General features: G+C 39.6%; 18 protein-coding genes. 5 read left to right on the top strand and 13 right to left on the bottom strand.

Annotation, left to right across the window (positions count from 1 at the left end; all coding sequences use genetic code 11):
* Positions 1-171: 171 nt before the first annotated feature.
* Positions 172-1,263 carry a tRNA 2-thiouridine(34) synthase MnmA gene (mnmA, locus tag ACIQXP_RS05985; RefSeq protein ID WP_387505127.1) on the bottom strand — a complete coding sequence of 364 codons (1,092 nt, stop codon included), beginning with the start codon at positions 1,261-1,263 and terminating at the stop codon, positions 172-174.
* A 318-nt stretch (positions 1,264-1,581) separates the two neighbouring features.
* Here mnmA and ACIQXP_RS05980 point away from each other — a divergent pair, with 318 nt between their 5' ends.
* A complete protein-coding gene (locus ACIQXP_RS05980) occupies positions 1,582-3,867 on the top strand; it encodes a GH92 family glycosyl hydrolase (protein WP_387505128.1) in 2,286 nt (761 codons plus the stop codon).
* A gap of 175 nt (positions 3,868-4,042) precedes the next feature.
* On the opposite strand, the gene ACIQXP_RS05975 is transcribed toward ACIQXP_RS05980, so the two are convergent.
* From ACIQXP_RS05975 to ACIQXP_RS05965, 3 genes are all read right to left on the bottom strand, one after another.
* On the bottom strand, positions 4,043-4,882 hold the full coding sequence (locus ACIQXP_RS05975; protein ID WP_293741099.1) for an SDR family oxidoreductase: 840 nt from the start codon (positions 4,880-4,882) through the stop codon (positions 4,043-4,045).
* Positions 4,883-5,069: 187 nt separating this feature from the next.
* Positions 5,070-5,903, bottom strand: coding sequence for an SDR family NAD(P)-dependent oxidoreductase (locus ACIQXP_RS05970; protein ID WP_387505129.1), 834 nt, complete (start codon positions 5,901-5,903; stop codon positions 5,070-5,072).
* An 88-nt stretch (positions 5,904-5,991) separates the two neighbouring features.
* A complete protein-coding gene (locus tag ACIQXP_RS05965; RefSeq protein ID WP_387505130.1) occupies positions 5,992-6,903 on the bottom strand; it encodes a helix-turn-helix domain-containing protein in 912 nt (303 codons plus the stop codon).
* 395 nt (positions 6,904-7,298) lie between these two features.
* Here ACIQXP_RS05965 and fabF point away from each other — a divergent pair, with 395 nt between their 5' ends.
* Positions 7,299-8,549 (top strand): beta-ketoacyl-ACP synthase II, encoded by a 1,251-nt coding sequence (gene fabF, locus ACIQXP_RS05960; RefSeq protein WP_387505131.1) that lies wholly within the window; start codon positions 7,299-7,301, stop codon positions 8,547-8,549.
* A gap of 181 nt (positions 8,550-8,730) precedes the next feature.
* On the opposite strand, the gene ACIQXP_RS05955 is transcribed toward fabF, so the two are convergent.
* From ACIQXP_RS05955 to ACIQXP_RS05940, 4 genes are all read right to left on the bottom strand, one after another.
* Positions 8,731-9,375, bottom strand: coding sequence for a YceH family protein (locus tag ACIQXP_RS05955; protein WP_378934600.1), 645 nt, complete (start codon positions 9,373-9,375; stop codon positions 8,731-8,733).
* A gap of 206 nt (positions 9,376-9,581) precedes the next feature.
* Entirely contained in the window at positions 9,582-9,998 is a 417-nt protein-coding gene (locus ACIQXP_RS05950) for a DUF6526 family protein (protein WP_387505132.1), read from the bottom strand.
* Between the two features lie 142 nt (positions 9,999-10,140).
* Entirely contained in the window at positions 10,141-12,027 is a 1,887-nt protein-coding gene (locus tag ACIQXP_RS05945; RefSeq protein ID WP_387505133.1) for an OmpA family protein, read from the bottom strand.
* Between the two features lie 37 nt (positions 12,028-12,064).
* The gene (locus ACIQXP_RS05940; protein WP_090979664.1) at positions 12,065-12,688 is read right to left on the bottom strand and encodes a 7-carboxy-7-deazaguanine synthase QueE; all 624 of its coding nucleotides are present in this window, start codon (positions 12,686-12,688) and stop codon (positions 12,065-12,067) included.
* A 106-nt stretch (positions 12,689-12,794) separates the two neighbouring features.
* Between ACIQXP_RS05940 and ACIQXP_RS05935 the strand changes: the two genes are divergently transcribed.
* The gene (locus ACIQXP_RS05935; protein ID WP_387505134.1) at positions 12,795-13,130 is read left to right on the top strand and encodes a Rieske (2Fe-2S) protein; all 336 of its coding nucleotides are present in this window, start codon (positions 12,795-12,797) and stop codon (positions 13,128-13,130) included.
* A 109-nt stretch (positions 13,131-13,239) separates the two neighbouring features.
* Here the strand turns inward: ACIQXP_RS05935 and ACIQXP_RS05930 are convergent, their stop codons facing one another.
* From ACIQXP_RS05930 to ACIQXP_RS05910, 5 genes are all read right to left on the bottom strand, one after another.
* The gene (locus ACIQXP_RS05930) at positions 13,240-13,581 is read right to left on the bottom strand and encodes a PIN domain-containing protein (RefSeq protein WP_400453352.1); all 342 of its coding nucleotides are present in this window, start codon (positions 13,579-13,581) and stop codon (positions 13,240-13,242) included.
* A 187-nt stretch (positions 13,582-13,768) separates the two neighbouring features.
* Complete coding sequence (locus tag ACIQXP_RS05925; RefSeq protein WP_387505135.1) at positions 13,769-14,650, bottom strand: bifunctional 5,10-methylenetetrahydrofolate dehydrogenase/5,10-methenyltetrahydrofolate cyclohydrolase; 882 nt, start codon at positions 14,648-14,650, stop codon at positions 13,769-13,771.
* Between the two features lie 84 nt (positions 14,651-14,734).
* A complete protein-coding gene (lepA, locus tag ACIQXP_RS05920) occupies positions 14,735-16,522 on the bottom strand; it encodes a translation elongation factor 4 (RefSeq protein WP_387505136.1) in 1,788 nt (595 codons plus the stop codon).
* A gap of 304 nt (positions 16,523-16,826) precedes the next feature.
* The gene (locus ACIQXP_RS05915) at positions 16,827-18,251 is read right to left on the bottom strand and encodes an MATE family efflux transporter (RefSeq protein ID WP_387505137.1); all 1,425 of its coding nucleotides are present in this window, start codon (positions 18,249-18,251) and stop codon (positions 16,827-16,829) included.
* Between the two features lie 337 nt (positions 18,252-18,588).
* Positions 18,589-19,008 (bottom strand): acyl-CoA thioesterase, encoded by a 420-nt coding sequence (locus tag ACIQXP_RS05910; RefSeq protein ID WP_387505138.1) that lies wholly within the window; start codon positions 19,006-19,008, stop codon positions 18,589-18,591.
* 689 nt (positions 19,009-19,697) lie between these two features.
* On the opposite strand from ACIQXP_RS05910, the gene rpsO reads away from it, so the two are divergent.
* Both rpsO and pnp read left to right on the top strand, forming a co-directional pair.
* Positions 19,698-19,982: a 30S ribosomal protein S15 gene (rpsO, locus tag ACIQXP_RS05905; protein ID WP_090979643.1), complete on the top strand. Its 285-nt coding sequence runs from the start codon at positions 19,698-19,700 to the stop codon at positions 19,980-19,982.
* 303 nt (positions 19,983-20,285) lie between these two features.
* Positions 20,286-22,421 (top strand): polyribonucleotide nucleotidyltransferase, encoded by a 2,136-nt coding sequence (gene pnp / locus ACIQXP_RS05900; RefSeq protein ID WP_387505139.1) that lies wholly within the window; start codon positions 20,286-20,288, stop codon positions 22,419-22,421.
* Positions 22,422-22,591: the final 170 nt, after the last annotated feature.

Below are 22,591 nucleotides of genomic sequence, written 5' to 3'. Positions count from 1 at the left end.
AGATCGTCATCTCGACTGAAGCGCAGCGGAATAGAGAAATCTATCTAGGCAGATTTTGCTTCGCAGAGCCTTCGGGTTCTCAACTGCGTTGCACTCCGCTCGAAATGACGACCGTTTAGATGTGGAGTAACGTTATTATATTAATGCTCAATAAGAAGAACTGACAACCTATTAAACTAAAAAACCTCCACCCAATAAATCATTGCCTTCATAAAATACAGCCGATTGACCAGGGGCAATTGCCGACACATGATGATCGAAAACGACACGCATTTTGTCTTTTTCCTGGACAATTGTACTCAACATGCCCGCATCTTTGTAACGGATTTTGGTAATCACATCATTCATTGGTTCTTCAATGCTTGCGTATTTAATTAAATTAATATTGCGTACCATAGCTTCACCACGTTCAAGCTCATGGGCTTTACCTAAAACTACTGTATTGCTTTCTGGCAGGATCTGTGTTACAAACATCGGTTCTCCAAAGGCAACACCTAATCCCTTACGCTGACCAATGGTATAAAAAGGATAACCTTTATGTTGGCCAACAACCATTCCGTTACTTAAAATGAAATTTCCTCCAGCCACCCTGTCTTCTAAATCGGCTACTTTATGCCTTAAGAAAGATCGATAATCGTTATCGGGTACGAAACAGATTTCATAACTTTCTGATTTTTTGGCCAGTTCTTCCTGTCCCATATCCAGTGCCATCTGCCTGATTTCAGACTTTGCAAAACTGCCCAATGGGAATTTAGTACGCGAAAGGTTCTCTTGAGATACACCCCAGAGTACATAAGATTGATCTTTATTTTCGTCTTTACCTTTCGAAATCACATAACGACCACTATCCTGCTGGCGGATATTAGCGTAATGCCCAGTTGCAATAAATTCGCAATCCAGTTTGTTAGCCCGTTTTAAAAGTGCTTCCCATTTAATATGCGTATTACATAAAACGCAAGGATTTGGGGTTCTTCCGGCAAGATATTCGTCCACAAAGTTATCAATCACATAATCGCCAAATTCATCCCTTATATCCAGAATGTAATGTGGGAATCCATAATTTACGGCAAGCGTACGGGCATCATTAATACTATCTAATGAACAACAACCAGTTTCCTTGCTGCTACCGCCAGAGGTGGCATAATCCCAGGTCTTCATGGTTAATCCAATAACCTCATAACCCTGTTCATGCAACATCACAGCCGCTACCGAACTATCAACCCCGCCACTCATGGCCACCAGAATTCTACCGTGTTTACTCATCTTAAAAAATATAAGGACGCAAAAATAAGGTTTATTTAGCTGAAATTATTTAGAGGAAGTCAGTTACTTGTAAAAAGCGGCGACTAAACATTTACTCACCACGTGCTTTCCCTTTTGTCACTTTTATATATAGCATCAGTTCGCTCAACATTAAACCTGCGCAATTTACGGATATCATGTTTAAAGCAAGGATAGGTTATTGCCCGGGCTTAGATTGTATTTTTTTATTTACTTAAACGTTTTAGTGTCTGCTTTATGCATATTTGGAGATAAATTTATACCTTCGAATTTTAATCAACAAGCTAATCTTAAAAAGATATGACTAAAAGCGTTATCCTGTCTTGTTTCTTGCTTTCATCAATGATTGCATCCGCACAGCAGAACCTGGTGCAGTATGTTAAACCCATTATTGGCACTTCAAAAATGGGGCATACGTATCCGGGGGCAACTGTTCCCTTTGGAGCGGTGCAGTTAAGTCCCGAAACAGATACCCTATCCTATGAAGTAAACGGAAAATACAATGGCGATGTGTACAAATATTGTGCAGGTTACAAGTATGAAGATAAAACCATCACGGGATTTAGTCATACCCATTTTAGCGGTACCGGTCACTCTGATCTGGGCGATTTTCTCATTATGCCTACACAAGGGAAGCTGCAGTTAAACCCAGGCGTGGCTTCAAATCCTAAAGGTGGTTACCGTTCTGCCTATTCACACAATAATGAGGTTGCTGAAGCGGGTTACTACAAAGTAAAACTCGATGATGATAATATTATGGCAGAACTCACCTCAACCACCAGGGTAGGGATGCACCAGTATACTTTTCCAAAATCAGATCAATCGCATATTATTTTGGATCTCATGGCTGGTATTTATAATTACGATGAAAAAACGGTGTGGACCTATGTTCGTGTGGTAAACGATACGCTGGTTACCGGTTACCGTCAAACCAATGGGTGGGCCAGAACACGAACGGTATATTTTGCGATGAGCTTTTCCAAGCCTTTTAAAAGCTATGGACGCAAAAGCTATGATGCTAAACAGGCTTACAGGGGGTTCTGGGGCAAGTTCAACCAGGAACAAAATTTCCCTGAAATTGCAGGCAAAAAGTTAAAAATGTTTTTCGATTTCGATACCAGGGAAGGAGAGAAGATTAAAATTAAATTCGCTTTATCGCCGGTTAGTCAGGAAAATGCCCTGCAAAATATGCGGGCAGAAATTTCGGGCTGGGATTTTGAAAAAGTAAAAGCACAGGCACAGGCCGACTGGAATAAGGAGCTAAACAAAATCCAGGTAAATACATCCAGCGACAATAAAATTAACTTCTATACTGCTTTGTATCATGCTTATATCAACCCGACCACTTATACTGATATAAATGGAGAATATAAAGGTTTAGATCAGGGCGTGCACAAAGCAGAAGGGTTTACCAATTATACCACCTTTTCTCTTTGGGATACATACCGTGCTTTACATCCATTTTTTAATATCACCCAGCCTGCGCGAAGTAACGATATGGTAAAATCGATGTTGGCACATTACGATCAGAGCAGTTTGCATATGTTGCCGATCTGGTCGCATTATGCCAATGATAACTGGTGTATGAGTGGTTACCACAGTGTTTCGGTAATTGCTGATGCCATTATTAAAGGTACTTACAGCGGAGATGCAAACAAAGCTTTAGATGCCTGTGTGGCCACAGCGAAACACCGCGATTATGAAGGGATTGGCTATTACATGGATAAAGGTTATATCCCTGCAGAAAAATCCGGTATTTCGGTTTCCAATAATCTGGAATATTCTTACGATGACTGGTCGATTGCACAATTGGCTAAGAAATTAAATAGAATGGATGTTTATGATGAGTTTATCAAACGTTCTAACAACTGGAAAAATAATTACGATAGTGCAACGGGTTTTATGCGTCCGAAATTGGCCGATGGAACTTTTAAAAAGCAATTTGATCCAAAAGATACCGAAGGACAAGGTTTTATTGAAGGCAATAGCTGGAACTATAGTTTTTTTGTGCCACAGGATCCTGCTACATTGATTGAAATGATGGGCGGTAAAAAGAAATTTGCTACCCGTTTAGATACTTTGTTTACCATGCATCTGCCTGATGAGTTCTTCGCACACACAGAAGATATTACCCGAGAGGGTATTATTGGAGGCTATGTGCACGGAAACGAGCCGGCACATCATATTGTATACCTTTATAACTGGGCCGATCAGCCATGGAAAACACAGGCACAGGTTCGTCACATCCTGAATATGCAATACAAACCCACTGCTGATGGTTTAGGTGGAAATGATGATTGCGGGCAGATGAGCGCCTGGTACATGTTTTCTTCTCTAGGCTTTTACCCGGTAGCACCAGGTTCCGATGTATATTCATTAGGTAGCCCATTGGTAAACCAGGCGGTAATCAATCTGGAGAATGGTAAAACCTTTACGGTTGAGGCCATTAAACAAAGTGAGAAAAATGTATACGTAGAAAAAGTTTTATTGAATGGTAAAGAGATTACCGATCATAAGATTAAACATGCTGATATTACCAACGGTGGAAAGCTTACTTTTTACATGAGCTCAAAACCTAAAAAATAATTTTTTATCATCCGGTATAAAGACGGTCTGTGCGGCATAGGCTGTCTTTCAACTCCAGTGTCACGATGAGCCTGTCGAAACGCCCTTGGAACTTTCCAAAGGAATTCTTCGACAGGTTCAGGATTGACGATCCTCGGTGAGGTTTGTTTCAGTTAGGTGCTACTCTCAATTATTTCTAATCAAAATTGGTAGCTGTGGCTAAATATTTCCAGTTGGCCATATCCCTTTGTACATCTGCGATTTTTGCATCAGCTATCTGATAGGCGTCGGGGCCTAAGAACAAATGAAGTGGTGGATTTTCGCTTTTCGAAGCTTCAATAATTACCTCAACTGCTTTGGCCGGATTGCCCGGCTGTTGTTTATTGATATCATTCTGGTGCGCCGCCTGTGTGTCGCGCACCTCTTTATAGGCATCTATCGGAGAATCTGGCACTGCTAAAGAGCCTGTGGTAAGAAATTCAGTCCTGAAATAACCCGGTTCTATAACAGTTGCTTTTATCCCCATTGATTTTACCTCAGCAGCCAGCGATTCAGTAAATCCGACTACTGCAAATTTTGTCGCGCAATAAATCCCAAAGCCTGGGAAGTTACCAGAAAAACCCCCTATGGAGGAAATATTAAAAATATGTCCCGATTGTTGTTTCCGCAACTGTGGCAGTACCTTTCTGATTACATTTAATGAACCGAAAACATTCACGTCGAAGTTTTGGCGCGACTCCTTATCGCTTAACTCTTCCAGTGCGCCGAGCATCCCATAGCCTGCATTGTTTACCACAACATCTATCCGGCCAAACTTGCTGATCGTTTGGCTAACTGCAGCTTCTACACTGTTTTCGTCAACCAGATCTACGCTTAAAGGCAGAAATTTATCGTGTTCGCCTACGGCTTTGGTTAAATCTTTTAAATTTCTTGAAGTTGCGGCAACATTAAGGCCGTTGTTTAATAATGTTTTTACTAAGGTTAATCCCAGACCTTTGGACGCGCCTGTTACAAACCAAACTTTTTGATTTTCCATGATATTGTTTTTAGAATGAAATAAATTAATCGGGTTGTATTATGATTACATTGTCATCCTGAGCCTGTCGAAGGACCGCCAGTAAGATTTTTAAGCCGTTTGGGCAGGCTCAACGTGACAAATTTCCAGAGAAATTATGTTATCAACCAGCCTCATTTTGAATTGCTAGTTCGCCATTAACATTTGATTAATTGTCGAAATCTGTAGAAATCGTAATGGCTTTCCAGTCATTAAACTCTTTTGTTAATGCGTCAATTTTGCTGTTGGCTCTTTGAAAAGCATCTTTTCCCAAGAGTAAATGAACCGGCGGATTGGGCATACTGGCCAATGAGATCATGGCTGCTGCGGCCTTTTCAGGGTCGCCGATCTGCTGACCGTCCATTTTAAGGTATTTTTGGTGTATTGCCCGCACTTCTTCATATTCGGCAATCGGATTGGTTGCCAAAATCAATGAATCGGGGGTTAAGAAACTTGTTCTGAATGCACCAGGAGCAACCACAGTCACCTTTATCCCGAATTCCTTAAGGTCGTCTGCCGAAACCTCAGATAATGCAATCACTGCCGCTTTTGCTGCTGAATATATTGCCCAGCCAGTCGCGCCGGCAATGCCTGCAATTGATGCGATATTGATGATGTGGCCAGCCCGTTGAGTTCTTAAATAAGGTGAAACGGCTCTGATGACATTTATTGTTCCGAAAACATTTACGTCGAAACTGTTTCTTGTTTCCGCATCAGTCAGTTCCTCTATGCTGCCCCCAATGCCATAACCAGCATTATTGATCACCACATCAACTCTTTCAAATTTTGCAATCGTTGCTTTTATCGCCTCCTCTACACTTTTTTCTTCAGCCAGGTTAATAGCCAGTGGAAGAAATTTTTCCGTATCGTTATTTACTGCTTTTATAAGTTCACTGATATTTCTAGAGGTGGCCGCAACGGATTGGCCAGCTTTCAATAGTTGATGAACTAAACTTAATCCCAAGCCCTTTGAGGCTCCGGTAATAAACCAAACTTTTTTCATGCCCATAGTTTTATCTTTTTTGTTACGACAAAATTACGGTGCAAATGAATTTAAGCTGTTACGTTAATCAAACTGATTATTACGAAATTCAAACAATCCTATAAGAAGTTGGAGTATGGTTGGTTAATTTTTTAAAAAAATTGTTGAAATGGGTAGGTTCTTCAAATCCCAGGCAATAACCAATTTCTGAAATATTCCAGTCTGTATGTTTTAATAAAGCTTTAGCTTCTCTCAATAAACGCTCTGTAATGTAGTGGGTGGTGGTTTTACCCGTAGTTTCCTTTATCGCACGGTTTAAATGGTTTACATGTACCGAAAGCTGTGCTGCATAATCCTTTGCCGAACGCATGGTAAATCTTTGTGAGGTGGTTTCGATGGGAAACTGGCGCTCTAACAACTCTGTAAAAACAGCAGTAATTCTGGCGTTGGCATCCGTATGTTTGAATAAATTTTCGGAAGGCTCGGTTTTCAAAGCGAAATGAGTAATTTCTGTAATGTAATTGCGAAGCAGATCATATTTGTAAACATAATCTGAATTGATTTCTTCAAACATTTTAGCAAAAATAGCTTCGATATGCCTGTCTTGCTGTTCATTTAAGATATATGCTGGTTTTCCTCCGTGGGTAAACATAGGTAAATCGCCAATGTTTCCACGAATCTTTTCGGTAAAAAAAGCCTCTGTGAAAATGCAAAAATAACCCGTTACCTCACTTTGCTTCCCGCTGCCCAGTTCCCAGGTATAAGGTACGAGCGGATTAAAAAAGATTAAAGCCGTACCATTAATCTCAATACTCCTGTCTGCATAGTGGTAAACGTTGTGGCCACGCGTCAGGCAGATTTTGTAATAATCCCTGCGGTTGTAACTCATTGGTTTGTGATTATCCCTTAAACAATCTTCCAGTTTGAAAACATTAAAGTGGCCTACTCCATTCTGTAGGTTATCGGGTAGGAAGTTAAATTTCTTCTGGTAGAAGTCTTCAATGGTTTCGGGTTTGTTCATGAATCAAAGTTACAAAATTCAAACGTAAATTATAACATGAGAATAGCTGGCATAGGAATGTTGTGGGAAAGATAAACTAATGGTAAAAATGATGGTATCAAATATCCCTGTGCGTTATGTTTTTAACATCATAAGTACCCAGAGAAAAGCCTGCATCGCTGTTGTTGACGATCAAAGTGATCTGCCAGGGAAGCAAAAGTAATGATAGTTTCAATTTAAATGACAGTTTTGAGTACAGGAATTATTACTTTCGCGGCATCAACAGTAAATGCTTGGATGTTAATCAATTTTTAGAAAACAATCGGGCCTATTCAGCTATCCGGTGATATTAAAAGGGCTGTAGGAGAACATTAATTGTTGGTTTGATCAGGAAGAATTGACTAAAAAATATTAAAATGAAAAGAGTAGTAATAACTGGCTTAGGTGCGATAACCCCGCTTGGTAATACAGTTGAACAGTTTTGGAAACAGATATTGGCGGGAAAAAGTGGAATTGGACCCATTACCAAGTTTGATTCCGGTAAATTTAAAACACAGTTTGCAGGTGAAGTAAAGGATTTTAATCCGGAAGAATACCTGGAGAAAAAGGAAATAAAAAAATACGACCTTTTTACGCAGTATGCTATTGCTTCGAGCGATCAGGCGATAAAAGATGCAGGATTGAATTTCACAACAATGAATGATGTGGAATTGGCAGAAGTCGGCGTCATCTGGGCAACCGGAAATGGTGGTATTGGCACCTTCGAAGCACAGTTGGAAGAATTTCATTCCGGGGACGGAACGCCGAGATTTAACCCTTATTTTATTCCAAAAATGATTGTTGATATTGCTGCCGGTGCCATTTCCATCCGTCATAAGTTGCGCGGGCCAAATTACTGTACGGTTTCGGCCTGTGCGTCGTCCAATACGGCAATCGTAAATGCTTTTGATACCATCCGTTTAGGAAAAGCAAACATCATGATAGCAGGCGGTTCAGAAGCAGTGCTAACAAAGTCATCTGTCGGCGGATTTAATGCCGCTCAGGCTTTATCAAAAAACAACGATGATCCTCAGGGTGCATCTAAACCTTTTGATAAAGATAGAGATGGTTTTGTGATGAGCGAAGGCGCAGGTGCTTTGGTTTTGGAAGAGTTGGAACATGCTTTAGCTCGCGGCGCAAATATCTATGCCGAAATTGTTGGTGGTGGAATGGCTGCAGATGCCTATCACCTTACCGGAACACCTCCCGATGGGATTGGTGCGGCCTTAGGTATGACAAAAGCATTGAAAGATGCTGGAATAACTGCGGATAAAATTGATTATATTAATGCACACGCTACTTCAACCGGATTAGGTGATTTAAGTGAGTTGCAGGGTATTCATACTGTTTTTAATGGTTTGCCCGTAATTATTGGGGCTACCAAATCGATGACCGGGCATTTATTGGGGGCGGCAGGTGCAATTGAAAGTGTAATCAGTATCCTTGCGATCAGAGATAATATCATTCCACCAACCATTAATACCAAAAATCTGGACGAAAATATTCCAAAGGGTTTAAATATTGTTTTGGGTGAGCCGATTAAAAAGGAAATCAATTATGTATTAAACAATACTTTTGGTTTCGGTGGTCACACGGCGAGTACTATTTTTAAGAAGTACGAAGCTTAATTGTCTCAAAAAAAATCTGGCACTGGTCTTAGCGTCTCGCTAAGACCTAATTTTTGCCAAAGAAATATAGGAGCAAGGAAAATTAATTTTTACGGTTCTTCGAATACGCTTAGATCTACAAGCACTTTAGTTAAAGCTAATGGTAAAAAAACATTAAACTAATGCAAATGAACAAGCTAATCTACTTGTCCATCAACAAATTTACCAGTTCTTTAAGCTCTTCCACTTCCAACTCCAGCTTTTCAATGCGATTTTCCAATGCAGTGGTATCGATTTGTGGTGCTGTAAAGGTTTCAGTTTCGACGGTGATTTCAGCCTGTTCGCCTAAAAGATGGGTAAAACGGGCCTCTTTCTGACCTGCTTTCTTTGTCAGTTGTTTTACAAAGGCAGGTTCATCATTCGATAGTTTTTGGAGTTGTTCTAACACCTCTTCTATACTTTCAAATTCATATAACCTTCCTGAATTACTGTTAATTTCTCCGGGCGTTAAAGGGCCGCGTAGCAGCAAGAGGCAGATTATTGCTAACTCTGAAGGCAATAGCGGATAAACGATTGCTAAATTATGTTTGTATTTAGTTGCCCGGCTTGATCCGCCTGTAGCTGTAGCGATTAAACCTTTAATTTTAAGTTGGTTTAATGTTAAGGTTACGGTTTCCTCATCGTAATTTACTACCGGATTTCTTGAACTTTTTTGGTTGCACGCTGCAGTTAAACTATTCAATGTCATTGGGTAATAATCAGGTGTGGTGCGGCTTTTTTCTATTAAGGCACCTAAAACTCGTTGTTCTTCTGCTGATAAATCGGGTAGGGGTTTTACATTATCCATATCATAAAAGTATCAATTGGCGGAACATTTTGAAAATTATTTTGTAATAAGCTGTGCTATGCATTTAATGGCAAGAAATATTGATGTAGAGGAAGAAAATCACCTATTGAAATAAGATTTTAGTAAGCTAATCCAAAAGCAGTTTTAATCAGATATTGAAGGTATCAGAAGCGAGGTTTCGGTAGTTCCTGATCGCAGGCGCGTAATTATATCCTGTGATAATCACCCCGCCAGTTTTTTATGCTTTTTTTGATCTCAGTTGGAGATAATTTATTGTTCACAGCTTGATCAACCAAAGTTAAAAATTCTTTATCTCCTGCAAAACGTAAAGCGAGGATCTGGCTGATGCTTAGTTCATTTGGAAGTGCGCTGCCCGCCAGAATATAATAACGCAGATTCTCTTCAGCCCTTGCTGCTCTGTCCTGGGCTTTAAGTGCAAACATCCTGGCCATTACCGCTATAATTGCAATGAGGAAAAATGCAAGCCCCAACAAGCCCGTAATGATAGTAGGGATGGCAATACAGGAATATATGGAAAAACACAGTCCAATAACTGTTAGCGGTACCGCGAAGAAATGGAACGGCGGATAAAATCTTTTATGGTTTTCGTAGTTTTGAGACATATTTAATGATTAAATTTTATTACTTGTTTTTTGAAATTTAAGCCCATTTTTAAAGTGCCTCGCAACTGCTGCACTCTGAATATTTTTACACCGGTTTACTTACTGGTCATCTGCATTTAATATAATAGCCTTTCACCGTACGCTATATTTTCGTAATTACAAATGATGTTCTTCTGTTGATCTTTCTCCCTGCTTCAGTTTTATTATCTGCAAGGGGTTTACTGGCTCCAAAGCCCTTAAAAGTAAGCCGTTTTGAATCTATACTGTTTTTAACCAGGTATTCGTAAACAGCATTGGCCCGATTAAAAGATAATTTTTCATTCAACTGATCATCGCCGACATTATCTGTATGGCCTTGAATCTCAATCTGTATGTGTTCATTTTGATGCAAAAAGTCGATTAGCAGGTCGAGTTCGAGGATAGAAGCAGGTAAAAGATTAAATTTATTGGTGTCGAAGAAAATATTTTTTAAGGTTACGTTTCCGCCTTGTTTTATTTTTTCAATGTAGACTTCAATTTGGTAAGGTTTATTGATATCGCCACTTTTAAGTTCGAAGTTTTCCGAGTAAAATAGATAACCTTCGGCATTTACATTAAACAGATAGTTACTCCCTATGGGCATTACTGCCAAAAATTGACCGGTTTCGGGATCGGTGTAATCATCAAAAACAGTTTTATTGGTTTTCAGATCTATTACCTGCACATTGCTTTCGATTGTTTTTTTGGTATCACGGTCTCTTACAATTCCTTTTACGTAAGAAACTTTTAGAGGTCTGGCCGTTTCGGGAATGCCAAAGCTATAAATGTCCTGCATGCCGTAACCACCTTTTAAATTTGAAGAGAACAGCCCCAAATTTCCATCAGCACTTACTATTAAGCCGCTTTCATCTTCAAAAGAATTGATCGGATAGCCAATATTGACTGGCCTTTGCCATTGGTCATTATTTCCCAGCCTGCTAAAATAAATATCTTTATTCCCAAACCCTGGCCAGCCATTTGATGAAAAATATAGTGTTTTGCCATCTACATGCAGAAAAGGAGTATTTTCATCAAAAGGGGTGTTGATCTCAGGCCCCAGATTAATGGCAGGTCCCCATTTTGCATCATCGGTAATGGTGCTTTTCCAGATATCATAACCCCCAAATCCGCCGGGTCTGTTGCTGATAAAATACAATGTACGTCCATCAGGACTTATAGCCGGCTGCGATTCCCAGAACTCCGAATTAACGGGCTGACCAACATTATAGGGTTCACCCCAATCTTTTCCTTCACGGTGAGAAACATAAATATCACATCTGCCTAAGCCATCAGGTCGGTTACATCCGGTAAAAAACAAATACTTTCCATCAGGAGAAATGGTTTGTGCACCTTCATTATATTTTTCTGTATTTATCTTGTTGGATAATGGTGTAGCAAGGCCCCACGCATTATTTTTAAACTGGGCGGTCCAAAAGTCTTCATTGCCATTTACCTGGCGGGTAAAAACCAATGTTTCACCATCAGCAGTTATTGCAGGAAAGTATTCAGCATCAGGCGTATTCACGCCTTCACCTAAATTTACAGGATTATACTTCACAGGCCTCTTTATTGCCAAATCGGCAAAATCGCAATCCAGGAGGTATTTCTTTGCTCTTCTCGCTTTTTCAGATGAAGAATCCAGTACCAAAAACTCAGTAAAATGTTGTTTTGCTTTTAGATAATCCTGCGTAGCAAATACAGTTTCCGCAAGTCCATAAATTACGTCGGGAGCAACCGTTTTATTAATTAATAGCGCCCTTTCGTAAGCCATTCTGGCTTCCTGGTATTTTTTTTGAGCTTTATAAACACCAGCAAGTAAGATATAGGCATTCTGGAATAGCGGGTCTGATTCTACTGCATTCTTTAATAACTGCTCAGCAGAGGAGTAATCAAATTTATCAATAAACGGACCTGCTTTTTCAAAATAGACCTGCGCTTTTTTATTTGGAGAACTTTGTCCAAAACAATAAAAGCATAGTATGCTAAAGGAGAGGATTAAACAAAATTTCATTACATTAACATTGGTATCAAAGCTAATGTAAACTAATTTAGGGAATATTTAAAAATTTGTGTGTTTGTAAAGAAATCTCCCATTTAGGGTTAGCCATTACATACTCAATAATCAACGGCGTAATTTCTTTTGATTTAGACCATTCAGGTTGAAGATATAGTTTGCAATTTGGAGATACCATTGCCGCATATTCCTCAGCCCACTTAAAATCACTTTTATTAAAAACAATTACTTTTAACTCGTTAGCGAAAGGGGTGATATCTGGCCTTGGCGCTTTAAACTTTTTAGGCGATAGGCAGATCCAATCCCAGTTTCCTGAAAGGGGGTAGGCACCTGATGTTTCAATAAACGTGAGTATTCCTCTTTCTTTAAGTTTATTGGTCAGGTAATCAAGGTTATAAATTAAAGGTTCACCACCGGTAATTACAACTGCCTTACCAGGAAATTGACTCGCATTTTCCACAATAACATCCGAAGCAGTAAGCGGATGCATTTCGGCATCCCAGCTTTCTTTAACATCACACCAGTGGCAACCCACATCGCAACCGCCCAAGCGGATAAAATAGGCTGCTTTACCTGTGTTAAATCCTTCCCCCTGTATGGTGTAAAACTCTTCCATTAAAGGAAGTAATGTGCCGTCTTCTGGTATTGCCTGTTTCATTTTTGAGGATGCAAATATCCTAAAAAAATATGGGGAAGCAGTTTCTATTTCTAAATTTAGCAGAAAGATGAAATAATACTGATATTTGTTTCCCCTATCTAGCTGTATGAAGTGGTTTAAAGCCCTGAACAACAATCAAATCCCAATTCCTGGTGACATTAAAACGATTTCTGTTGATGGCAAACAGATTTGTGTACTTCATCATGAGGGTAAAATTATCGCTACCCAGTCACATTGTCCGCACGCGGGCGGCCATTTTAGTGGTGGCTGGTGTAAAAACGGAAACCTGGTTTGCCCGATTCATCGTTACGAATACAGTTTGAAAACAGGAAGGGGAGCAGAGGGGCAGGGCGATTATATCAATATCTATCCAACAGCGTTACATGAAGATGGGCTGTATATTGGATTTGAAGAAAGTTGGTGGAGTAAATTGTGGGGGTAATGGTATTTAAACCGGTTAATGGTATCGTTATAATTGATAAATTGGTGATTGTTAAGATAAATACTGTAAACTGTAAATGGAGAACTGTTAGCTGAAAACTGTAACTTGGTTAATGAAGCAAATATCTTTTAAAAAACTCCTGACAGCTTAATACCTCAATGTCAGAGAAATAAAAATCCTCCACATCTTCTGTAATGATGCATTTACAATTAACAGATTGCGCAACATAGTATTCCAGACCATCTTCAAAGTCGTGTATTTTCTTATTCGATAATGTATCCAATACACCTTTTGATGAATTGCCGGCGATATTCAGATATTGGCAAAGCAAATCGATTTTTTGTTTGGCCAACTGTGTTTTATGTTTTTTCTCAGCAAAATAAAAAGCAATCGCCAGACACATCGGGGAAGTATAAATTTCAAATTTTGGATGTGTTGCCAGGCTTAAAATCCTCGGAGAGTAAGGGTAAATAGGATATTCCTCAGTTGTGGTGTTTACTTAAACTTCCGCCTTCCTACCTTTTATGTCTTTAAATAAAAAAAGCAATCCAAAAAGGAATTGCTTTCTATATTTTTCAGTGGTAGGGTTTACCTTTAACCTTCAGCCTTTCTACCTTCCACCATACCATCCTCTACCTTTAAGCGTATATTTCTTTCCTTGCAGAAGCCAGTGTATTCTTCAATAAACCAACTATCGTCATTAAACCCACACCGCCCGGTACCGGAGTAATGTACGATGATATTGGTGCAACATTTTCAAAATCTACATCCCCATACAATTTAAAACCCGATTTGGTTTCGGTAGAATTTTCACGGTTAATGCCTACATCAATGATAATGGCACCAGGTTTAACCATATCAGCGGTAACAAAGTTCTTTTTACCAATTGCCGCTATTACAATATCTCCCCGTAACACCTGCTCTTTTAAATCTTTTGTACGTGAGTGGGTGAGTGTTACCGTACAGTTGCCTGGGTTGGCATTACGAGCCATTAAAATACTCATCGGACTGCCTACAATATTACTTCGGCCTACTACCACACAATGTTTTCCTGTAGTATCGATATTGTATTCCTGTAACATTAACAAGATGCCGTAGGGAGTTGCGGGAATAAAGCAAGGCAGGTTACGCATCATCCTTCCCAGGTTTACCGGATGGAAACCATCTACGTCCTTGCGATAATCAATCTTTTCGGTCACCTTTTCGGGATCAATGTGTTTAGGTAATGGTAATTGTACAATTAAACCATCTACATCAGCATCCTGATTAATTTCCTCTATTTTCGCCAGTAATTCGGCTTCGGTAACCGAGTTATCGTAACGGTGTAGTGAAGACTTAAAACCAACTTTTTCGCAGTTTTTCATCTTACTGGCCACATAAGTTTCACTGCCGCCATCGTTACCAACCAAAATGGCTACAAGGTGTGGTTTGCGACCGGTTTTATTCAAAAACTCAGCTGCCTCTTCAGCAATCTGAACTTTAACTTTTTCTGATACGTATTTACCGTCTAATAATTTCATTTTTTATGAGATGTGAGATAAAAGATGTTAGATTTGAGGCTAGAATATCATCTCACGTCTCAAATCTAACATCTCAAATCTAATTTAATCTAATTTCAAAACCGCCATAAATGCCGATTGTGGAATTTCTACGTTACCCACCTGGCGCATGCGTTTTTTACCTTTTTTCTGTTTCTCCAACAACTTACGTTTACGGGAAATATCACCACCATAACATTTTGCAGTTACATCTTTACGTAGGGCACTCAATGTTTCGCGGGCAATAACTTTAGCACCGATCGAAGCCTGAATTTTTATTTCAAATTGCTGACGCGGAATCAGTTCTTTTAACTTCTCGCAAATTTTCTTGCCGAAATCGTAAGCGTTACTGCGGTGAATCAATGAAGATAAGGCATCAACAGGTTCTTCATTAATAAGCATATCTAAACGAACCAAATCCGATTTACGGTAACCAACCTGATGGTAATCAAAAGAGGCGTAACCTTTAGAAATGGTTTTTAATTTATCATAAAAATCAAATACAATTTCGCCCATTGGCATTTCAAAAACCAGTTCAACACGATCAGAGGTCAAATAGGATTGATTGACAATAATTCCTCTTTTTTGAATACAAAGTGACATTACCGGACCAACAAATTCTGCTTTGGTAATAATATTGGCTTTGATAAAAGGCTCTTCAACCGAATCCAGTTTACTTGGATCTGGTAAATCAGACGGATTTTTTACCGTAATTTCGACACCTTTAGTGGTGTGTGCAACATATGATACGTTGGGCACCGTTGTAATTACGGTCATGTCGAATTCGCGTTCCAAACGCTCCTGAATAATTTCCATGTGCAACATGCCCAGGAAACCGCAACGGAAACCGAAGCCTAAAGCGGCAGAACTTTCAGGTTCGAAAACAATAGAGGCATCGTTTAACTGCAATTTGTGCATGGCTTCACGCAATTCTTCAAAATCCTCTGTATCAACCGGGTAAATACCAGCAAATACCATTGGCTTAACCTCTTCAAAACCCTGAATTGCACTGTCTGCCGGCCTGCCAACAGTTGTGATGGTATCGCCAACCTTTACCTCGCGTGCTTCCTTAATTCCTGAAATAATATAGCCTACATCACCGGTTTTAACCACGTTGCGCGGAGCCATATCCAGTTTTAAAATACCAACTTCGTCAGCCAGGTATTCCTTGCCGGTATTGATGAATTTTACTTTGTCTCCCTTTTTAATTTCGCCATTTACCACTTTGAAATAAGCAATAATGCCCCTGAATGAATTAAAAACTGAGTCGAAAATTAATGCCTGTAATGGCGCTTCGGTGTCGCCAACAGGAGCCGGAACCCGATCAACAATCGCCTGTAAAATATCGGGTATGCCCATTCCTGTTTTACCTGAAGCGGGAATAATATCTTCACGGTCACAGCCGATCAAATCAATAATCTGGTCTTTAACTTCCTCAGGCATGGCGCCTGGCAGGTCCATTTTATTCAGGATCGGGATAATCTCCAGGTCGTGTTCTAAAGCCAGGTATAAATTCGAAATGGTTTGTGCCTGAATACCTTGCGAAGCATCTACAATTAGTAAAGCACCCTCGCAGGCTGCAATTGATCGCGAAACCTCGTACGAAAAATCTACGTGTCCAGGAGTGTCAATTAAGTTAAAAACATATTCTTCACCACCAACTTTATAGTTCATTTGTATGGCATGACTTTTAATGGTAATGCCCCGCTCGCGCTCCAAATCCATATTATCGAGCAATTGCGCCTGCGCTTCACGCTGCGAAATCGTCGCTGTATATTCTAATAACCTATCAGCCAGGGTACTTTTACCATGGTCAATATGTGCAATAATGCAAAAATTACGTATATGCTTCATCTTTGCGCAAAGATATGTTTTTTAATGGAAATTGTAAGTTGTTACTGAAAGTGATATTCCTGAATTTTTATACGGTTTAAAGCGGAGATGTTTTTGTTTGATCCGAAAAACAAAGGCAGCTGCTTTTCGCATCAGTCAGTCCTGCCTTTCGCTATATCTTTTTGGTAAAATGAGATCAAAGTTATCAAAATTGCCTTGCCAAAAAGGATGTCGCTGTAGTCAGGTTTATTGAACAGCAGGAAGTGGTTCCGGGGCCGGTTTCCCTGCGAAAATAAGATCTGATCTCCAAATATTCTTTCACTGTCTACACAACCGTTTTCTTCCACTTTCCTTTTTTAAACAAAATAAATGCCGCTACCGCAATACCTGCTTCGGCTGCAGGGATGGCAATGAAAACGCCTGTTGGACCCATTTCTAAATACTTTGCTAAAAAGTATGCCAATGGGATCTGGAAGAGCCAAAAGGCGAATACATTAATTTTGGTAGGCGTCCAGGTATCTCCGGCACCGTTAAATGCGCTATTAAATACCATTGCGGCACCATAAATCACAAAGCCGATACTTAAAATTTTTAAAGCCTCACCTGCAACGGCAATCACATTTTTATCTGCAGTAAAAAATGCTGCGAACAAATGTCCACAGGTTAAAAACAATACAGTTACCACGCCCATAAAAATCACGATGTATTTTAAGGTCTGGAATACCGATTTTTCTGCGCGGTCTACGTAGCCCGCACCTAAATTCTGCCCAACCAGAGTAGCAGCGGCATTACTTAAACCCCATGCCGGTAGCATAAAAAACATCATCAGGCGCAGTGCGGTTTGATAACCTGCCGAGCCGGTATCTCCACCTGTGGTAGCAACCAGTTCGGCCAGAAATACCCAGCTGCAGCTGGCAATAACGAATTGAAAAATAGCTGGAGCAGCAATTTTTACAATGGCTTTAACCTGTTCCAAATCAGGAATAAAGTGGCTAAGGTGGATTTTTAAAGCATTTTTACCATTAAACAGATGAGATACCTGATAGGTAACACCTAAACCACGACCAATGGTAGTGGCAATGGCTGCACCTGTTAAACCCAATGCAGGTATCGGGCCTAAACCATTGATCAAAACAGGGCAGAGGACAATGTTAGCAATGTTGGCGATCCATAAACTGCGCATAGCAATCGCCGCATTACCTGCGCCACGGAAAATCCCGTTAATTAAGAATAGCAGGACGATAATAATGCTTCCGCCCATCATAATACGAACGAATGCAACACCTTGCTCGGCTGTTTCTGTTGAAGCTCCCATAAGCAACAGGATATTTTTGGCGTAAATTAAACCAAGGATACTGATGATAATGTTGACAAAAACGGCTATTAAAATGGTCTGAATACCAGCTTTCGATGCTGCTTCCGGATTCTTCTCGCCGATTCTCCGTGCAACTACGGCAGTTGCAGCCATACTTAAACCAATGGCTAATGAATAGATAATGGTTAAAACCGATTCTGTTAATCCCACTGTTTGGATAGCATGACTGCTATTTTCCAGATGGCCAACAAAATAAAGATCCACCAAAGCAAAAACCGATTCCATAGCCATTTCCAACATCATTGGAATGGCGAGTAAAATAATGGCGCGTTTAATACTGATTGAAGTTAAGTCAACCTCATGACCTTTTAAAGACTGAACGAGAATATCGAAAAAAGCCGATAGTTTGCCCTGTGTCTTTTTAGACTGTGACATATAATTATAATAATGAATAGTGTATAAACCAATGATACGCCATTAAGCGTACATATCTAAATTAAAATGGGAGGGAATCCTCGGTTGCTTAGAACCTCAAACGGATTGCAGATACTATCATGGTTCTGGTCGTTTTGATATGGCAAAGATAAGTAAAAATTTTTATTGTCAAATTTTGAGGATTGATTTGCAGATTTTTGCCACTTAAACACAGAACTCGCAATTTCATCCTTTCGACTGAAGCGCAATCCCGAATATTCGGTAGAGAATTGTTGAAAGTTGAGTTAATGAGTTCTAACGATTTTCCGGCTTAGCTCGAAAGAACGACTAAATAAAGTTATATGCTATATGCTACAATCATTTCTTCTCTAACTTTGGTCCCTCTGCCTGTATTTAAATCGATAAGTACATAATCAAAGATCCCATCCGAAGCTACCTTTCCGGTTTTTTTGCTGATGATTTCGAATTGAACAGAGCAGCCTTTATCGTGCATCATTAAAATGCCTGTCCGGATCAGCATTAAATCGTTCATTAATAACGGTCGCTTGAAATTGATATCAACATGGCTGACCACCCAGCCCAAACCTTGCTGGGTAAAATGCTCCCAGGGCATGCCGTAAAACTTTTCCATCTGCTCATAACGTGCAGCCAGTACATAATCCAGGTATTTGCTATTATGTACATGGTTAAACATGTCTATATCATCCGGACGGACACGTAATTCGGTTTCAAATATGCTGTATTGATTTTTTTCCAAGGTTAAACGTTTTTATCAAAAGTAAAAATAAAGCTTGATTGTAAGGTATTACTTGCTTAATGCGGAAAAAAAAATAACGTATTAGTTGCCTATTTTTGATATGAAAATGGGAAAACTCAAATGATATGATATTAATATTCCACGCGAATCAATCGTTGAGGAACGTGGTGCTATTTATTTGAGCCATACCGCCGACAAGCGTTTTGATGACAGATATTCCCGGATTGGATAAACGAAAATTTGATGAGTATTTCCGAATGTCCACTGTAGATGAAATTAATGGAATAAAAGCAAGGTTTCTGCATTTATAATCATCTTTAGGATAACAAGCGGACTACGAATAGGCCTAAAGATCAGCTTGATGTTATAGAATTAGAAAGAATTAATAAAAGCGATTAAGTTTCTTACAGAGCCTGAGGTTTTCCAATCCACTTCTCTAAATTGGCTTTAAATATGAAGTAGTAGAGAATACGCTGTTATGCTGAGGCACGAAGCACGACAGAAGTTTTTAAAGTTGAAGCGTGGGCGGGGGTAGAGCAATTGATTAAGAATATCGATCGGTTTACGTTATCCAGAAATTCGCTAAAAGAAACTTTTGTTCATCGTACAATAAACACTTGCTAATGAATAAAAATAGCATTATCTTTGCGCCACAATTAATTAATTTATTGCTTTAATATTATTCAAGAATGTATTTAAGTTCAGAAAAGAAAGCCGAAATCTTTAAACAACACGGCGAAGTAGAAACCAACACTGGTTCTGCAGAAGGTCAGGTAGCGTTATTTACATACCGTATTGCGCACCTAACAGAACACTTAAAGAAAAATCGTAAAGATTTCTCTACACAGTTGTCACTTCAAAAATTGGTAGGTAAACGCCGCGGTATTTTGGCTTACCTATACAAAAAAGATATTGAGCGCTATCGTGCTATCATCAAAGCTTTATCGCTTCGTGATATCATTAAACAAAAATAAGCGAATTTTATCAACGAAAGCCATTCTTTAAGGAATGGCTTTTTTTCGTTCTTACGTTATTTGAAAATGATCATAAATAGATTACTTAAAATTATTGCAATAATTTTATTTTTACCAGCGATTTTATTTTTTGTATTATATCTATCCATACCATTTACAGGTATTCACATTAATGATGGAGCAGGTACATTTTTTGGACTTTGCGCAATCGCCGGGGCTATTTTACTAAGAAATAATAAATAAATTCGAATATATAAACCCGATCTGTTCGAAAGAGGAAAAACAGATCACAATAATTTTTAAATGAATGTAATAAAAAAATCGTTCGATTTGGGCGATGGTAGAATTGTAGAAATTGAAACAGGTAAACTGGCTAAACAGGCAGATGGTTCGGTTGTAGTAAAAATGGGTGATACCATGCTACTGGCAACAGTTGTATCTACTGTTGGTGCTAAACCAGGTACTGATTTTTTACCGTTATCGGTTGATTATCAGGAAAAATATGCGGCAACCGGCCGTATTCCAGGTGGCTTTTTACGTCGTGAGGCAAGATTATCTGATTATGAGGTGTTAATTTCCCGTTTGGTAGACAGGGCCTTACGTCCACAGTTCCCTTCAGATTATCATGCCGATACACAGGTAATGATTTCTTTAATCTCTGCTGATAAAAATATCATGCCAGATTGTTTGGCGGGTTTAGCCGCATCGGCTGCATTATCCGTTTCTGATATTCCTTTCAACGGGCCAATTTCTGAAGTACGTGTGGCTAAAATTGATGGTAAACTGGTAATCAATCCATTTGCCAGCGATTTAGAGCGTGCAACACTTGAATTTATGGTGGCAGGTTCTGCCAACGATATCTGTATGGTGGAAGGTGAATGCGACGAAATTCAGGAGGATGAAATGGTTGAAGCTTTAAAATTTGCACACGATGCGATTAAAGTTCAGTGCGCTATTCAGGTTGAATTAACCGAAGCAACCGGCAAAACCGTTAAACGTGAATACAGTCATGAAGACCATGATGCCGATTTAAAAGCAAAGGTTTACGCTGATACTTATGATAAAGTTTATGCCGTGGCTAAAGCTGGCGGTAATAAGGATGTGCGTAAAGAAGGTTTCACAGCGATCATAAACGAGTTCTTTGAGGCCATGCCTGAAGATACTGCCGATTTGACCAAAGCATTGGCTAAACATTATTACCATGATGTTCAGTATGATGCAATCAGAAACCTGTTGTTGGATGAAGGTATCCGTTTAGATGGCCGTAAGACTACCGAAATCCGTCCGATCTGGAGTGAAGTGGGTTATTTGCCTGCTGCACACGGTTCAGCTGTATTTACGCGGGGAGAAACCCAATCGTTAACTTCGGTTACTTTGGGTGGTAAAGATGATGAGCAAATGATTGATGGTGCTTTTTTTAATGGCTACCAGAAGTTCTTGTTACACTATAATTTCCCGGGTTTCTCTACTGGCGAGGTTAGACCAAACAGAGGCGCCGGCCGTCGCGAGATTGGTCACGGTAACCTGGCTCAGCGTTCTTTGAAAAAGGTATTACCTCAAGGCGAGGCAAATCCTTACACTATCCGTGTCGTATCTGATATTTTAGAATCTAATGGTTCATCATCAATGGCGACTGTTTGTGCAGGTACATTGGCACTGATGGATGCAGGTATTAAAATAAAAGCACCGGTTTCTGGTATCGCGATGGGTTTGATTACCGATGAAAAAACGGGTAAATATGCTATCCTTTCTGATATTTTAGGTGATGAAGATCACTTAGGTGATATGGATTTTAAAGTAACCGGTACCGAAAATGGTATTGTTGCCTGCCAGATGGATTTAAAAATCAATGGTTTATCTTACGAAGTATTAACCAAAGCGTTATTACAGGCTAAAGAAGGTCGTTTATACATCTTAAACGAGATGAAGAAAACCATCAGTCAGCCTAATGAGGATTACAAACCGCATGCACCTCGTATTGTTTCTTTAACTATTGATAAGGAATTCATTGGTGCTATTATTGGCCCTGGAGGTAAAATTATCCAGGAAATGCAACGCGAAACCGGAGCTACCATCTCAATTGAAGAAGTTGACGGTAAAGGTATCGTTGAAGTATTTGCCGATAACAAAGCGGCAATTGATGCAGCAGTTACCCGTATCCGTAATATTGTTGCCAAACCGGAAATAGGTGAAATTTACCAGGGTAAAGTAAAATCAATTATGCCGTTTGGTGCATTTGTTGAAGTAATGCCAGGTAAAGATGGTTTATTACATATCTCCGAAATTTCATGGGAGCGGTTAGAAACTATGGACGGTGTATTGAAAGAAGGTGATAAAATCGAAGTTAAATTGTTAGACATCGATAAACAGGGTAAAATGAAACTTTCACGTAAAGTTTTATTGCCAAGACCAGAAAAACCAGCTGCGCCAAAAGCTTAATTGGTAATCGGCTTGCTGAACTTGTTTCAGCAGCTCAAATACAAGCCCTTTCAGGTTACTGAAAGGGTTTTTTGTTGGTGCGCCGGGCATGGCAATCGACTATAGGGTTAGAGTCCCGAACACGCTCTGCAGTAGGAAGTGCTAGCCAGAGACAAGGGTGTCGCGGGTGA

It is taken from the genome of Pedobacter suwonensis (genome assembly GCF_044762335.1).
GTDB lineage: Bacteria > Bacteroidota > Bacteroidia > Sphingobacteriales > Sphingobacteriaceae > Pedobacter.
The sequence above is the reverse complement of the archived record's forward strand: the minus strand, read 5'-3'. Positions and strand labels throughout refer to the sequence as shown.

Coding starts and splice junctions, on each gene's coding strand:
- mnmA (WP_387505127.1), bottom strand. CDS start 1,263: ATGAGTAAACACGGTAGAATTCTGGTGGCCATGAGTGGCGGGGTTGAT.
- ACIQXP_RS05980 (WP_387505128.1), top strand. CDS start 1,582: ATGACTAAAAGCGTTATCCTGTCTTGTTTCTTGCTTTCATCAATGATT.
- ACIQXP_RS05975 (WP_293741099.1), bottom strand. CDS start 4,882: ATGGAAAATCAAAAAGTTTGGTTTGTAACAGGCGCGTCCAAAGGTCTG.
- ACIQXP_RS05970 (WP_387505129.1), bottom strand. CDS start 5,903: ATGAAAAAAGTTTGGTTTATTACCGGAGCCTCAAAGGGCTTGGGATTA.
- ACIQXP_RS05965 (WP_387505130.1), bottom strand. CDS start 6,903: ATGAACAAACCCGAAACCATTGAAGACTTCTACCAGAAGAAATTTAAC.
- fabF (WP_387505131.1), top strand. CDS start 7,299: ATGAAAAGAGTAGTAATAACTGGCTTAGGTGCGATAACCCCGCTTGGT.
- ACIQXP_RS05955 (WP_378934600.1), bottom strand. CDS start 9,375: ATGGATAATGTAAAACCCCTACCCGATTTATCAGCAGAAGAACAACGA.
- ACIQXP_RS05950 (WP_387505132.1), bottom strand. CDS start 9,998: ATGTCTCAAAACTACGAAAACCATAAAAGATTTTATCCGCCGTTCCAT.
- ACIQXP_RS05945 (WP_387505133.1), bottom strand. CDS start 12,027: ATGAAATTTTGTTTAATCCTCTCCTTTAGCATACTATGCTTTTATTGT.
- ACIQXP_RS05940 (WP_090979664.1), bottom strand. CDS start 12,688: ATGAAACAGGCAATACCAGAAGACGGCACATTACTTCCTTTAATGGAA.
- ACIQXP_RS05935 (WP_387505134.1), top strand. CDS start 12,795: ATGAAGTGGTTTAAAGCCCTGAACAACAATCAAATCCCAATTCCTGGT.
- ACIQXP_RS05925 (WP_387505135.1), bottom strand. CDS start 14,650: ATGAAATTATTAGACGGTAAATACGTATCAGAAAAAGTTAAAGTTCAG.
- lepA (WP_387505136.1), bottom strand. CDS start 16,522: ATGAAGCATATACGTAATTTTTGCATTATTGCACATATTGACCATGGT.
- ACIQXP_RS05915 (WP_387505137.1), bottom strand. CDS start 18,251: ATGTCACAGTCTAAAAAGACACAGGGCAAACTATCGGCTTTTTTCGAT.
- rpsO (WP_090979643.1), top strand. CDS start 19,698: ATGTATTTAAGTTCAGAAAAGAAAGCCGAAATCTTTAAACAACACGGC.
- pnp (WP_387505139.1), top strand. CDS start 20,286: ATGAATGTAATAAAAAAATCGTTCGATTTGGGCGATGGTAGAATTGTA.